The organism is Paraburkholderia phymatum, from assembly GCF_038900715.1.
Lineage (GTDB): Bacteria > Pseudomonadota > Gammaproteobacteria > Burkholderiales > Burkholderiaceae > Paraburkholderia > Paraburkholderia phymatum_A.
In genome coordinates this window covers 171,363-184,546 of sequence record NZ_JAYMRZ010000006.1, presented here as the reverse complement: position 1 = coordinate 184,546, position 13,184 = coordinate 171,363, and the positions used below count along the sequence as shown (strand labels likewise).

The 13,184-nt window shown below is 60.1% G+C and carries 13 protein-coding genes and 1 tRNA gene; 3 read left to right on the top strand and 11 right to left on the bottom strand.

Going from position 1 to position 13,184, the window contains the following annotated elements; translation table 11 throughout:
• Positions 1-56 precede the first annotated feature (56 nt).
• Positions 57-743 carry a hypothetical protein gene (locus tag VSR68_RS13885; RefSeq protein WP_342940395.1) on the bottom strand — a complete coding sequence of 229 codons (687 nt, stop codon included), beginning with the start codon at positions 741-743 and terminating at the stop codon, positions 57-59.
• A gap of 221 nt (positions 744-964) precedes the next feature.
• The gene (locus VSR68_RS13880) at positions 965-1,918 is read right to left on the bottom strand and encodes a glycosyltransferase family A protein (protein ID WP_342940394.1); all 954 of its coding nucleotides are present in this window, start codon (positions 1,916-1,918) and stop codon (positions 965-967) included.
• A gap of 312 nt (positions 1,919-2,230) precedes the next feature.
• On the opposite strand from VSR68_RS13880, the gene VSR68_RS13875 reads away from it, so the two are divergent.
• Positions 2,231-3,376: a DegT/DnrJ/EryC1/StrS family aminotransferase gene (locus tag VSR68_RS13875; RefSeq protein ID WP_342940393.1), complete on the top strand. Its 1,146-nt coding sequence runs from the start codon at positions 2,231-2,233 to the stop codon at positions 3,374-3,376.
• A 90-nt stretch (positions 3,377-3,466) separates the two neighbouring features.
• Positions 3,467-4,384, top strand: coding sequence for a ketoacyl-ACP synthase III (locus VSR68_RS13870; protein WP_342940392.1), 918 nt, complete (start codon positions 3,467-3,469; stop codon positions 4,382-4,384).
• A gap of 72 nt (positions 4,385-4,456) precedes the next feature.
• On the opposite strand, the gene VSR68_RS13865 is transcribed toward VSR68_RS13870, so the two are convergent.
• The 9 genes from VSR68_RS13865 to VSR68_RS13825 form a co-directional block, all read right to left on the bottom strand.
• Positions 4,457-5,665 carry an aromatic ring-hydroxylating oxygenase subunit alpha gene (locus tag VSR68_RS13865; RefSeq protein WP_342940391.1) on the bottom strand — a complete coding sequence of 403 codons (1,209 nt, stop codon included), beginning with the start codon at positions 5,663-5,665 and terminating at the stop codon, positions 4,457-4,459.
• On the bottom strand, positions 5,662-6,303 hold the full coding sequence (locus VSR68_RS13860; protein WP_342940390.1) for a hypothetical protein: 642 nt from the start codon (positions 6,301-6,303) through the stop codon (positions 5,662-5,664). Before VSR68_RS13860 ends, VSR68_RS13865 begins: the two co-directional genes overlap by 4 nt.
• Positions 6,300-7,472 carry an aromatic ring-hydroxylating dioxygenase subunit alpha gene (locus VSR68_RS13855; RefSeq protein WP_342940389.1) on the bottom strand — a complete coding sequence of 391 codons (1,173 nt, stop codon included), beginning with the start codon at positions 7,470-7,472 and terminating at the stop codon, positions 6,300-6,302. Before VSR68_RS13855 ends, VSR68_RS13860 begins: the two co-directional genes overlap by 4 nt.
• The gene (locus VSR68_RS13850) at positions 7,469-8,629 is read right to left on the bottom strand and encodes an FkbM family methyltransferase (protein WP_342940388.1); all 1,161 of its coding nucleotides are present in this window, start codon (positions 8,627-8,629) and stop codon (positions 7,469-7,471) included. Before VSR68_RS13850 ends, VSR68_RS13855 begins: the two co-directional genes overlap by 4 nt.
• Before the next feature lie 27 nt (positions 8,630-8,656).
• Complete coding sequence (locus VSR68_RS13845; protein WP_342940387.1) at positions 8,657-9,286, bottom strand: acetyltransferase; 630 nt, start codon at positions 9,284-9,286, stop codon at positions 8,657-8,659.
• 7 nt (positions 9,287-9,293) lie between these two features.
• A complete protein-coding gene (locus VSR68_RS13840) occupies positions 9,294-10,040 on the bottom strand; it encodes an SDR family oxidoreductase (RefSeq protein WP_342940386.1) in 747 nt (248 codons plus the stop codon).
• Positions 10,037-11,074, bottom strand: coding sequence for a ketoacyl-ACP synthase III (locus VSR68_RS13835; protein WP_342940385.1), 1,038 nt, complete (start codon positions 11,072-11,074; stop codon positions 10,037-10,039). Before VSR68_RS13835 ends, VSR68_RS13840 begins: the two co-directional genes overlap by 4 nt.
• 6 nt (positions 11,075-11,080) lie before the next feature.
• Positions 11,081-11,323, bottom strand: a complete 243-nt coding sequence (locus VSR68_RS13830; protein WP_342940384.1) for an acyl carrier protein — start codon at positions 11,321-11,323, stop codon at positions 11,081-11,083.
• Positions 11,324-11,838: 515 nt separating this feature from the next.
• Positions 11,839-11,914 (bottom strand) — tRNA-Arg (locus VSR68_RS13825).
• A gap of 333 nt (positions 11,915-12,247) precedes the next feature.
• Between VSR68_RS13825 and VSR68_RS13820 the strand changes: the two genes are divergently transcribed.
• Positions 12,248-13,180 carry a c-type cytochrome gene (locus VSR68_RS13820; protein ID WP_342940383.1) on the top strand — a complete coding sequence of 311 codons (933 nt, stop codon included), beginning with the start codon at positions 12,248-12,250 and terminating at the stop codon, positions 13,178-13,180.
• Positions 13,181-13,184 lie beyond the last annotated feature (4 nt).

Sequence of the window (13,184 nt, the reverse complement as noted above, 5' to 3'; positions counted from 1 at the left end):
CGGCTTTCCGGCAACGCGCAGTGGCGCGGCCAGGTCGCGAACCTGTCTCGCGACGCCTAGTCGTTGTACTTGTGCAGGTAGCGCACATACGCATCCCGCCAGCGCGGTGAATTGAAGCCGCCGCCGCTCTCGTGAATCGTGGTGAGCGCGAACGTGCCCATCCGTAGGCCCTTGAGTTCGGCTTGCCGGCAAAAGTCCAGATCGTAGAAATCGAAGGTGAAGCGCTCGTCGAAGAACAGCCCCTTGTCGTGCAGCACTTCGCTGTCGGCGGCGAGCAGCACGCCGTCGAGCAGCTTGCATTCGCGGCCCGGCGGCCCATAGAAGGACAGGTTCTCCCATGGATAGCCTTTGCCGTGCGCGACCGCACCGCTCAGGTACTCGGGCGAATCCATCGTGAAGGTCTCGTCTGGGAAGCACCATCCCGGTTGCCGCGGCATGCGGCGCGTGTTGCCCGCAAGGCCGACCACGTCGAAGCGCGCCAACGCCTCGCGAATGCGGTCCAGCAAGTAGAAATCTGGAATGTGCAGGTCGTCGTGCAGAAACACGAGGATGGCGGGATAGTCTTTCGCCTGTTCGATTGCGAGGTTATAGATCGTCGACAGGCCATCGCGGTTGTTGTCGAAGACCACCAGCTGTGGCGGATGGAAATAGCGCCACTGCGAGAGCGAACGGCCTAGCGCGGTTCGCGTCGCGAAGTTGTCGTAAGACTCGCGCGTCCCGCAGACAAATCGAACTGGCTTCATGAAAAAATCCAATGGAGACGAACATGTCAGGCGCGTTCGATGTGTGCGCACGTGGAGCGCGGACGTACCTGATCTGACGTTATTCTCGGTTGGGAGCGCAACAGCCGATCGAAGGATCAGACTGGGTAAACGGCCGTAATTCGGGGAACGGGGCGGAATGACGGGCGCTGGGAGGAGCGGCGTATGAGGTGCCAGGTGATTGGACCGCAATGCACCCCTGCTTATGCGGCATTGGCGCGCGCCCGGACCATTTCGAACACTTCGGAAATGTCCGCCATGTACTGCGACGAAGTGAACAGGTCCGCCGTCGGCGACTCCGTCAAGGCGTTCAGGTTGCGCCGCAAAGGCACCAGCTCCTTGATTCCCAGCGATTCGACAGCGTGCGCATAAGTCCGCGTCAGGTACTCCTTTGCGCGCGTCAGTGAATCTGCAGACATCCGGCCCGCCGCCGCTTCGCCTCGCACGAGCGCCTCCCACTCGTAGTACCCGGCAGCGATCGTTGGACTCGCGTTGCTCGAGTTCTGCGTGGGATGCCTGCGGAAACAACTGAGGTGCCCACCGACGAGCGTGAGCGGAGCACGCTCAGCGAGGTTCAGGTACATCGCAACATCGGTGAGGAAAATAAAGTTCCAGCCGCGGTATGCCATCAGCGACGAGGGATCGACTCCATCGCGAAGGATCATCACGTTGCTCGGCTCGCCGATGAAATTGTTTGCGCCCGCCACCATGTTGTGTACGAGAAACGCACGATCGACACGCGCCAGCTGGCCCGCCGGGAGCAGCGGTTGCGGAACCTGTACCACGTTGTCGTTGCTGTCGATTATCACGCGCTCATGAAATGCCATCGCCGAATCGGGATTGGCTTGCAACGCGCCCACCAGCGCCTCTACGGACGTAGGCATCAGCATGTCGTCGTCGTACAGCCACTTGACATAGGTTCCCGTCGCCCGCTGCCAAAGCGCCTCCGAATTGCGCCGGCAGTCGCGCAAACCGTGATGGAAATGCCGGATGCGCGGATCGTCGAAGCCTTCGACGATTTCGCGCAGCCTGCCATCGACGTTGTCGTCACCAACCAGAATTTCGATGTCAGTGAAGGTTTGCGCCTTTGCACTGGCGATTGCCTTCCTGAGATAGTCCGGCTTGTAAGCGGGAATGAGAATGCTGACGGTGGCCATTGATGCAGGATCCTGACTGACATCCCGCCGAGTCCATATTCGACGGAAACAGGGCGCCGTATGGGCGCCATTGAGTTAATCGCAGGATACCAACCGCCTGTGCAAGCCGAACGGGAGAACAGCCTGGGTTTTTCGGCCCATTTCAGCGTGTCGGCACCCATCTGTGTGCGCAGAGCGTTCGGCATGCCGCTCATTTATCGGAATTGGCACGCTTTGAGGTGGCTTATTGGGCAATCGATCTCCGAATCTGACGGCTATCCTCGGTACGTTGACACTGTGCCGCATTCACGCCATAGCTCACGCGGGCTCTTCATGGACAAGCTAATACCGGTAACCCAGCCCTTCTTGCCGCCGCTGGAGGCATTTCTCCCGTATCTGGAAAAGATATGGGAAAGCAAGCAGGTGACGAACGGCGGGCCGTTTCATGCCCAACTGGAACAGGCACTCTGCGAGTACCTTGGCGTCGAGTACCTCTCGCTCTTTTCCAACGGCACGCTCGCACTCATTACGGCCCTGCAGGCGATGAAAGTGACGGGTGAGGTCATCACCACGCCGTTCAGCTTCGTCGCGACGACACATGCGCTGCACTGGAATGGCATCAAGCCGGTATTCGCCGACATCGACCCGAAAAGCATGAATCTCGATCCCCAGAAGATCGAGGCGGCGATCACCCCGCACACGACAGCGATCCTTCCGGTCCATGTCTATGGCAACCCATGCGAAGTCGAGGAGATCGAACGCATCGCCGACACCTACGGCCTGCGCGTACTGTATGACGCAGCGCATGCATTCGGCGTACGCAAACATGGCGAGTCGATTCTGAAGTTCGGCGACATGTCGGTCTTGAGCTTTCATGGCACCAAGATCTTTAACACGTTTGAAGGCGGAGCAATCGTTTGCAAGGACGCGAAGACCAAGCGCCACATCGATCATCTGAAGAACTTCGGCTTCGCCGACGAACTCACCGTTGTAAAGCCCGGCATCAATGCCAAGATGAATGAAGTTCAGGCAGCCTTCGGCCTGTTGCAGTTGCAGTACATGGACGAGGTCGCAAGTGCCCGCGGACGCATCGCACAACGCTACCGCGATGCGTTCGAGGGTATCGAAGGTCTGATCCTGCATGAAGTGCCGCAGCACAGTACGCGCAATCACTCGTACTTTCCAATCCGGATCACGGATGAGTTTCCGATCAGGCGCGACGAGCTCTACGACGCGCTCCGTGAACGCGATGTCTGGGCACGTCGCTATTTCTATCCGCTGATCAGTCAGTTCCCCAGCTATCGCGGACTGCCGTCGGCATCGCCGGAGAATCTGCCGATTGCCAGCAAAGTCTCGCAGCAGGTGTTGTGCTTGCCGATTTACCCCGCTCTGGATGTCGAATCACAAGACAGGGTCATCGATGTCGTATTGACGGCAGCCCATTCCACGCAACTCGCCAGCGCGCTGAGCGACGAGTAGACCTCCCTTCATTCTGGCCTGTTCATTATGGGAAACTTGCTGACCTCGCCTGACGTTTACCTCAACGCTATCGTTGCGGTCAAAGGCGCATTGACCGAACAGAACGACGCTTCGACGCTCGGAGTGCCTGACGCGAACTACGATCGCATCGTGAGGAAGACAGGTGTTCGTAGTCGCCCTGTTGCGGGTCCCGGCCAATACACGAGCGATCTTGCCTTTGCGGCGGCAAAGGGCCTCCTTGCGGCACGCCCTCATACGGAAGTCGGGGCGCTCGTCGTCTGCACGCAGACACCGGATCACCTCATTCCTGGCGTGTCGTCACGCGTTCATGGTCTGCTCGAGTTGCCAAACGATTGCTTCGTGCTGGATATCAACCAGGGCTGCTCGGGATTCGTACTTGGAGCGCAAACGCTCGTCGCGCTGCAGAAGTCGTTTCCAACCGAAAAGAGCGCGATCCTGATCAACGCCGATACCTATTCGCGGCTTCTCAGGCCTGACGATGTGACAACACGCGTGCTGTTCGGCGATGCGGCAACGGCGGCGGAGTTCTCGACCCGACCCGAAGGACTGCGTTTTCTGTACTGCCACAGCTTCGCTGATGGCTCGGGCTACGACGCGTTCGTTGCCCATGGCTCGGCCTTGCGTTCGAGCGATCAGCCGTCCGGCATCTACATGGACGGCACCGCGATCTTTAATTTCGCGCTGCGAGAGATACCCGATGCCGTTCGACTGGCGCTCAGCGACAACGGTCTCGACGTCGGGCAGATCAGGAAGTTTATTTTTCATCAGGCCAACAGCTTCGTCACCGCGCAGCTCGTGAAGAAGCTCGGGCTGAGCAATGAACAGGTACCGGAAAACTGCGCTTATATGGGCAATACCGTTTCCGCGTCGGTTCCCATCTTGCTGGCCGAGCAACTGCCGCTGCTGCAACCGGGCGACATCGTGATGACCGTCGGCTTTGGCGTTGGGCTTTCATGGGGTGTGGCTCTATTCGAGTACGTAGGCTGAACAGCAGCCGGACACAATAGACAGAGGGGACGCGATGGTCTCATGGCGCCCCCTTTGCATGCACGATCGCCTTCATGGATGGTGACTTCCATCACCCGCCATCAAAACGTTGCGGGCATTTTCTTCCGTCAAATGCCGCTTATACCAATGTCCGATCGCGGTGATCGACGTTTCGTGATCGCCCATCACGCCAATCGTGGACGCCGACTCAAGCGCTTTCTGCAGCGCGTTGAACAGCACAACATCTTCGTCGACGACGCCCTTCTCGGCATGATGAATGCCCCACAGCAGATGAGGCTGGGGAGGCACGCCGTCCTTGAGCCGCGCCGTGAATACCCACGAGTGGTACTCGACTCGATCCGGCGCTGTCGGCACGAACTGCTGGAGATAGAAATGCTCTCCGTGAATCGAACCGAAGTTGACGTTCGGAAAGATGTTGCAGTCGAAGAATGCGCCCGGGTCCAAGGTTCTATCGAGCAATTTCGCGAACCAGCGTCGCCGATACGGCATCGCATAGCGTTTAATGATGCTCAGGTCTTTGAGCCGCACTGACTCAGCAGGCGGACCTCCGCGTGAGAACCTGACGTCCGCCAACGCAGAGCCTGGCCGAAAAAACGGCGAATGTTGCGTAAGCGGCTCGCCTGGCCCACCGTCGCCTTCGAACTCCAGCAACGGCGCGAGTGACTGCCGATGCACGAACTGGAAATGATTCCAGTCCAGTATGTTTTCGAAATTCAGCTTCCAGTTGTAGTGCCCGGTGAATGTCGAATACGAAACTTCCGGTGCGAAGTGAGGCGATACCTCGCGCAACAGCAGCAGCAGATCGTCGGAAAACTGCTCGGTGATCGGCAGCGGATCGTCGCTCAGATTGACGAACACGAAGTTGCCGACCGTTTCCACCGCGTAGCTGTGCAGCTTCAGGTTCGCCTGCTCCTTCTTGCATAGCCCGTAGATCTTCTCGTTCGGAATGCCGCGCAACTGGCCGTCGCCGTTGTAGCTCCAGCCGTGGTACGGACAGACCAGCCTGCGATTGCCGCAGTCGGCGATCTGGATGGGCATGCCCCGGTGCGCGCAGGCATTGCGGAAAGCGCGCAGCGTGCCGCCCGCGTTCTGGATCAACACAGGCACGCCACTGAAGTTGCGCACGATGAAGTCGTTTTCCGCCTGCAACTGCTGCGTCAGACCCGCCAGCAGCCACAGTTTGCCGAAGATCTTCTCCTGCTCGCGGTCGAACCAGCCCTGCTCCGTATAGCAGGCCGGCGGCAAAACCGGTTGCATCATGATGAAAGTGCGGTGTTGCTCGACAAGACCCGTACGGGGTTCTCGAAGACCGGCGAATAGAACGTGCAGGGCGCAATCGTTCCAGTGTATTGACGCGAAACGTTGAGATAGCTGTGTGCGCCGACCACCGTCGTGCGAGTGAGGCTGCTGTTGGCGCAGATGGTGACGAAGTCACCGATTGTCGACTTTTCGCGGATCGAAACGTTGGCTTCCAGCGTGACGTAGTTGCCGAGGCGCACTTCCTCGCCGAGTACGACGTTGGGGCGCAGCACGCAATGATGTCCAATCACGCTGCCAGCACCGACAAAGCAACCCGCATGAATGATCGCGTTCTCGCCGACGACCGCATCGGCGCTCACGTGCGCGGCCGGCGATATCAGCGAGACGGCCTGGTAGCCCAACGCTGCTACCTCGGCGTGGAGCGCGCGGCGCACGTCGTTGATGTAGAACTCGTTGACCGCGATCGCAATGTCCCACTCGGTCACAGGAAAGGCTGCGAGCCCGTTAAGGTCGAAGGTGTAATAGTCCGTCGACGCAATATGCAGAACCTCGATGCGACGCTGCGGATACGCTTGCACAGCCAGAGCATGCACATCGCGCAGCGTGCTATCGGGGCCTGCAATTAGCAGAGACTTCATGACAAGCCTTCTTCCTGTAGATGTTCCATGTACCAGCGTCCGACAACTGCAAGCGGTTCCTCGTGATCGCCCATCGTGCCGACCGTCGATGCGACCGACAGTGACTTTTGCAGTCCGTTCAGCAGCACGACGTCTTCGTCGATAACGCGCTTCTCGGCATGATGAATGCCCCACAGCAGATGAGGCTGGGGAGGCACGCCGTGCTTGAGCCGCGCCGTGAATACCCACGAGTGGTACTCGACTCGATCCGGCGCCATCGGCACGAACTGCTGGAGATAGAAATGCTCTCCGTGAATCGAGCCGAAGTTGACGTTCGGAAAGATGTTGCAGGCGAAGAACGAACCTGGATCGAGCGGCGCATCGAACAACTTCGCGAACCATCGTTGCGTGTACGGCATCGATGAGCGTCCGATGACGCTGATGTCTTTCAACCCGATGGGGTCGGCGGGAGGCAGTTCGCCCGTGAACCGGATGTCGGACAGCGGGGAATCAGGTCCAAAGAGTATGGACACGTTCTTTGACGCAGCACTAAAGCCCCCGCCGCTTTCGAACTGCAACAACGGCGCAAGCGTCTGCTTATGGACAAACTGGGCGTGGTTCCAGTCCAGTATGTTTTCGAAATTCAGCTTCCAGTTGTAGTGCCCGGTGAATGTCGAATACGAAACTTCCGGCGCGAAGTGAGGCGATACCTCGCGCAACAGCAGCAGCAGATCGTCGGAAAACTGCTCGGTGATCGGCAGCGGATCGTCGCTCAGATTGACGAACACGAAGTTGCCGACCGTTTCCACCGCGTAGCTGTGCAGCTTCAGGTTCGCCTGCTCCTTCTTGCATAGCCCGTAGATCTTCTCGTTCGGAATGCCGCGCAACTGGCCGTCGCCGTTGTAGCTCCAGCCGTGGTACGGACAGGTCAGCCTGCGGTTGCCGCAGTCGGCGATCTGGATGGGCATGCCCCGATGCGCGCAGGCATTGCGGAATGCGCGCAGCGTGCCGCCCGCGTTCTGGATCAACACAGGCACGCCACTGAAGTTGCGCACGATGAAGTCGTTTTCCGCCTGCAACTGCTGCGTCAGACCCGCCAGCAGCCACAGTTTGCCGAAGATCTTCTCCTGCTCGCGGTCGAACCAGCCCTGCTCCGTGTAGCAGACGGGAGGAAGCACCGGTTTGATCATGACGGAATGTCGGCGTACAGAATCGAATCGAAGTAGTAGTACGAGTGATGGCGCAGCCGGAAGCGGTAACGCGGCTCGATCTCGTGCACGAGGTTCGCGATATTCAGAAGGTCGTCGGCATAGTGATAACCCGTGATCGCCATGCGCGGCTTGCTGCTGGCTATCAGCCGACGTGCGCCCTGCAGGATCTTCACTTCGTGTCCTTCCACGTCCATTTTGATGAACGTCGCGCGCGGCACTTCGTCATCGAGCGTGGAGGCCTGAACCTGAACGTTGCCCGTATTGTCGAGCCGACTGCCCATGGTCCCGGTCTCAGAGAAACTGAGCACGCTGCGCGTGTCCGACAACGCGATATTGCTCGCCTTGAAACGCTCGAGGTTCGTAAAAACGCCTTTGCTCAGCGCTCCATAGTTGATCGCGTCGGGCTCGAACGCATAGATGGTGTCGTAACTCCAGTGGGTCGCCGTGAGCAGCTTGCGAATCGTGCTACCGACATGCGCGCCGATGTCACAGAAGATTTCCTCTGGCCCCATCGTAAACGTCAGGTCTTTGCCCGCAGGATAGGGCGAGAAATATTCGTCCTCAAGACTCAACAATACTGGGAGCACAGCGCGGCGATCGAGTCGCACGCGCAGCTCGAGCATCGCGCCGAGTGTCTGGATACTCAGGGCATCATCGAGCTTGTTCGCCAACGAAAGGTAGTCGGGCAGACGTTGCAGCGTCGCTTCACGCATCACGCTCGCCGTCTCGTAGATGACCGGCAGTCCGAGAACGTCGAGCACGGGAATAACGTCCAGTTCAGCGACGCCCGCCCGCGAAGCCAGTTTCGAGAAGTACTCGGCCGCGAAAGTCGCGTTGCCAAGATTGATTGCAAGCGCACCAACCGGTTTTGCTTGTGCAAAAGCCTGTGAGCCGATCAGTTCACAGCCGGCAACGGTTGTTTCGCGCAGAGTATCGTCGACGAGTACGACATGCTTGCCCTTCGCGAGAAGATTCCGGGCAATGGGATTTGCAAATGAAATACCCAGGAACGAGCCGGCCGCGAGCAGATAGATCGTGCGCGCGTCTTCGAGCGGCTGCGCAACACTCTTTGGCTGATGGAAACGAAGATCCGCGGTGAGCTGTTCGAATCCGTGCAGGGCCTGAGCGCGGGACATGGTATTCATATCTGATGGGGCTTAGCGTTAAATGGTGCGTGCCGGATTACCGAAAACCGTGACGCCTGGTGGTACGTCTTTGACGACGACTGAGCCAATACCGATGGTTGCACCATCGCCGATCTTCACGCCCTTTGCGATAGTCGTGCGCGGATGAATGGCGACGCCATTGCCCACTTGCACGCCACCGGCGATAAAGGTCATCGCACCGACCATACAATGCTCACCGATTTCGACGTCATGTCCGAGAATCGTGTACGTGTCGATATAGCCGAAGGCGCCGATGCGGCAATCCGTCGATACGACCGCGCCCGGCGTCAGAAACGTGCCGTGGCCAATCTGCGCGCGTCCCGCGACGGACGCGCGGCGCGTATAGCTGAAAAATTCAGCGCCCTGCTCAAGAAGAGGAGCAACGAGCTTCTTGCGCCACGTCGGGTCGCCGACAGCGGGAATGAAAATGTCGCCGTCCCGAACCTGGTACTCGAGCGGGCTGCCAAGTACGGGACAATCCAGTCCTTCAGGCATCTCCAGATCGGCGCGCGTATCGAGAAAGCCCGCCAGTTCGACTTCGTCGAGCATGGGGATGTCGTTCGACAGCACGTCGTACACAATGCGACCGAGCCCTCCTGCGCCGATAATTACAAGCCGTTTGCGCATATTCGCCTCATCCCACCGTGTGACCGCCGTCGAGTACCAGCGTCGTTCCCGTGATCCAGCGGCTCGCCTGCGACAGGAAAAAGATCGCCGCATGTGCGACGTCCTCCGGCAGACCAAAGCCAAGCGGATACCGCGCGAGCGTTTCCTCGAGCCCGCCCGTCGTGCTGCGCGCCGCTTCCAGCATCGGCGTTTCGACGAGGCCTGGCGCGAGACAGTTGATGCGGATCTTCTTCTTCGCCACCTCCATCGACAGACTGCGGGCCATCCCCTCCAGCGCAGCCTTGCTGCCGCCATAGGCCGAAACGCCATGCACGCCGATGTGCGCGGAGATCGAGGAAATGAACACGATAGAACCGCCGGCGAGGATCGCGTTACGCAGCAGCAGTTGCTGCGTCAGCAGCATCGGACCTACCGTGTTGGTGCGAATCTGGTCTTCGATGTGTTTGCGCGAAGCGAGCCGCAACGGCGCCAACATCGAGATGCCCGCACTGTGCACGACGCCGTCGATCTTGCCGACGTGCTTCACGAGGTCGCTGATGCTTTCGTCGTCGCCCAGATCGCATGCGAAATGGCCGTGCCCGACACCAGCCAGTCCGGCAACCACCGCTTGCAAGCGTGCTTCGTCACGCCCCGACGCGATGACCGTCGCACCTGCTTGCGCACAGCTTTGCGCGATCTGGCGTCCGATACCCGATGACGCGCCTGTCACGAGAATGCGCTTGCCGTTCAGCGAAAAAACTTCCTGGATGCTCATGACTCGATCAGCGCCGGGAATTTCGCGGACTCGATATCGACGATTGCGCCGCCCCACGACAGGCCGATGCCAAAGCCGCACAACAGCAGACGATGCTTCGCGAGATGCAACGTGTCGTGCAAGCGCGCGGTCATGGTCACCGGCAACGACGCGCCGCTCGTATTGCCGAAGTCATGTAGCGTCGACGGCACTTTTTCAGCAGGCAGCCCGAGCTTTTTGCGGATGGTCTCGTTGATCATCCGGTTCGCCTGGTGGAAAACGTAGTAGTCGACTTGCTCCTTGTCCATCTCTGCGTAGTGGAGCAGATTCTGGACGGCGGGCGGCACGCGTTGCGTCGAGAAGCTCAGCACGGCGGTGCCGTCGAGGATCAGGTCCATCGGCGACCGCGAGAAACCGTTCTCGTCGCGATGGGTGATCGTATGTTGGGTGGTGACAGGCTCGCGGTGGCCGCCGACGGGCAAAATGATCGCCTTGTGGCCGCTGCCGTCGCTGTTCAGATCGAAGTACATCGGCGCCGCGTTTGGATCGAATTCCAGCGCCGTCGCTGTGCCGGCGTCGGAGAAAATCGGATCCTTCAAGGAGCCTGCGCGGTCACCGACTAGCACCAGCCCCTTCTTGACCGCGCCCGATGCGATCATGCTGCCGAGAATATGCAACCCGAACGGATAGCCCGAGCAGCCGAGATTCACATCGAATGCAATCGTGCTGTGGGACAGACCGAGGCGGTCCTGCAAGATGATCGACGTCGCGGGGATGATGTAGTCCGGCGACTGCGTCACCACGATCAGCGCATCGATCTCATCGCGCGACCATTCGAGTTCGGCCAACAGCTTTTCGGTCGCGTCGAACGCGAGATCCGAAAAACATTGCCACTCCGGACAGAGACGGCGCTGCTGGATACCGATGTTGCGCACCAGTCGCTCGCGCTCGGAGCGCATCTGCGGCGGGGCATCTTCGATATTGTTGACGACGCGCTTGGGCACACAGGTCGCCATGCCCGCAAAGCGCACGTTTTGCAGAGTGGAAAGGCCCATGACGTTTTATCCGAGCAGCTTGCGCAGGTCAGCGATGGTGGCGCACTTCTTGATGTCGTCACCCGAAATGGTCGTGCCGTATTCCGTATCGAACATCACGATCACGCCGAGCGAAGCGAGGGAATCCCACTCGGGCAGGTCGGCCAGTGCCGTGTCCGCCGTTACTTCGACCGGCTCCTGGAAATCGACGGCGATCAGGAATTGCTCGATGAACTGCTCGATGCTGGGCATCAGATCGACGGGGGGCATGAAAATACTCCTTGATTGATGGCGTACCTGGCGAAATCGCTTCCGCCGAAAATGTATGAATGCCGCGCAAATTCGACGCGGCCATGCTCAGGTTTGCTGGAAGCGTCTGGTCGCCGCAGCCCATCAACCCTGTCCCGCCGGGCGAATGCCCGCCATGATGGCGGAGCGGCGCCTGGCTGCGCTTCGACACCGACCGATGCAAGACTCGCGGCAGATGTTGGCAATATATCGACGCCTCGACAGATCCAATTCGCGTAATAGAGGGCGATTACCCCGCCAATTAGCCGGAATGTGAACTAGCTGGAAACCGTGGCGCTTCGACTGCGCGAAGTCCTTCCGTTGATTTTCCCTGCGCGGGTCAAACGGATTTGTGAGCGAAGAAATGGCGTGTGGGTTCTGGGGCAAACGCTTGGACCCGCCCCTTGACTAGTGACCCGCTTGCCGATGGGTGCGAACGCGAAGAGCGGCCGGAAGGAAGGAGGAGGAGGAAGTGTGTGCCGAAACGGCAGTTGATTTGGCGCGCCCGGCTGGGATCGAACCAGCAACCCCTGCCTTCGGAGGGCAGTACTCTATCCATTGAGCTACGGGCGCATTCGGCGGAAATGCTCGACGAAAAGCGCTGCAAAATCACGAGGTTGATGCGATATGCGGCGCCAGAGCGAGACCGAGAGGATACCCGTTTTCAGGCGGCCCGTCCACCGCAGGCCCGCCGGCGCAACCCGCCAGGCCGTCGAAGGCGATATCCGATCGGTCACAAAACAGCGCCAGAACCGGAAAATGTCCGCGTAAACGCCTACTGAACACGCTCGAGGCCCGCGCACCGGCGCCGAAACCTTCCGTCTATAATCGTCCGTGGCTTATTGAGAACAAAGTCGTTGCCGTCGCGCTGTACCGCTCACAATACCCATGGGAGACGAGACAAGCATGAGCGAAGCACCACACGGAGCCCCGATCAAGACCCCCGGACAGCTGATCGCCGCAGTCATCGCCGGCTTTGCTGTCCCCATCGCCATCATCGTTCTGCTCGCCTACTACGTCGACAACTCGACTCGCACAGGCGCTGGCACCGATGGTCTGTCCGACGCCGTCGTCGACTCGCGCACCGCCCCCATCGCCAAAGTCGACATTCGCGACGCCAACGCGCCGCGCGTCTACAAGACGGGCGAGGAAGTGTACAAGGCCGTCTGCTCGGCCTGTCACGCGGCGGGCGCGGCGGGCGCGCCGAAATTCACCAACACGGGCGACTGGGCGCCCCGCATCGCCCAGGGCTTCGACACGCTCTGGCACACCGCGCTGACCGGCAAGGGCGCGATGCCCCCGCGCGGCGGCACGAGCCCGGACGACTATAGCGACTACGAAATCGGCCTCGCCGTCGCCTATATGGCGAACAACGCGGGCGCGAAATTCGCCGATCCGCCGAAGCCCGTGCCCGGCCAGCCGGCCGCGGGTCCCGCGGGCGCATCCGGTGCAGCGGCCGCTTCGGGCGCCGAAGCGGCATCGGGCGCAGCAGCAGGCGCGTCCGACACCGCCAGTGCGCAGGCCGCCGCCGCGATTGCCGCGATGAAGAACGTGCCCCAAAGCGCCGCGCCGGCATCGGGCGCGCAAAGCGCGGATGCATCGCAGGCGGGCAAGGCGCTGTATCAGCAGGTCTGTCAGGCCTGTCACGCAGCGGGCGTCCTGAACGCGCCGAAATTCGGCGACAAGGAAGCCTGGGCGCCGCGCCTGAAAGACCCGATCGACACGATCTACAACTACGCGCTGCACGGCAAGGGCGCGATGCCGCCGAAGGGCGGCTCGAACGCATCGGACGCGGACGTGAAAGCCGCCGTCGATTACATGGTCGGCGCGGCAAAGTAAGCAG

What these genes read in the sequence shown, in the direction of transcription:
- VSR68_RS13850 (WP_342940388.1), bottom strand. Translation starts at nt 8,629, where the DNA reads ATGTCCCGCGCTCAGGCCCTGCACGGATTCGAACAGCTCACCGCGGAT.
- VSR68_RS13845 (WP_342940387.1), bottom strand. Translation starts at nt 9,286, where the DNA reads ATGCGCAAACGGCTTGTAATTATCGGCGCAGGAGGGCTCGGTCGCATT.
- VSR68_RS13835 (WP_342940385.1), bottom strand. Translation starts at nt 11,074, where the DNA reads ATGGGCCTTTCCACTCTGCAAAACGTGCGCTTTGCGGGCATGGCGACC.
- VSR68_RS13885 (WP_342940395.1), bottom strand. Translation starts at nt 743, where the DNA reads ATGAAGCCAGTTCGATTTGTCTGCGGGACGCGCGAGTCTTACGACAAC.
- VSR68_RS13865 (WP_342940391.1), bottom strand. Translation starts at nt 5,665, where the DNA reads ATGATGCAACCGGTTTTGCCGCCGGCCTGCTATACGGAGCAGGGCTGG.
- VSR68_RS13860 (WP_342940390.1), bottom strand. Translation starts at nt 6,303, where the DNA reads ATGAAGTCTCTGCTAATTGCAGGCCCCGATAGCACGCTGCGCGATGTG.
- VSR68_RS13855 (WP_342940389.1), bottom strand. Translation starts at nt 7,472, where the DNA reads ATGATCAAACCGGTGCTTCCTCCCGTCTGCTACACGGAGCAGGGCTGG.
- VSR68_RS13830 (WP_342940384.1), bottom strand. Translation starts at nt 11,323, where the DNA reads ATGCCCCCCGTCGATCTGATGCCCAGCATCGAGCAGTTCATCGAGCAA.
- VSR68_RS13875 (WP_342940393.1), top strand. Translation starts at nt 2,231, where the DNA reads ATGGACAAGCTAATACCGGTAACCCAGCCCTTCTTGCCGCCGCTGGAG.
- VSR68_RS13820 (WP_342940383.1), top strand. Translation starts at nt 12,248, where the DNA reads ATGAGCGAAGCACCACACGGAGCCCCGATCAAGACCCCCGGACAGCTG.
- VSR68_RS13880 (WP_342940394.1), bottom strand. Translation starts at nt 1,918, where the DNA reads ATGGCCACCGTCAGCATTCTCATTCCCGCTTACAAGCCGGACTATCTC.
- VSR68_RS13840 (WP_342940386.1), bottom strand. Translation starts at nt 10,040, where the DNA reads ATGAGCATCCAGGAAGTTTTTTCGCTGAACGGCAAGCGCATTCTCGTG.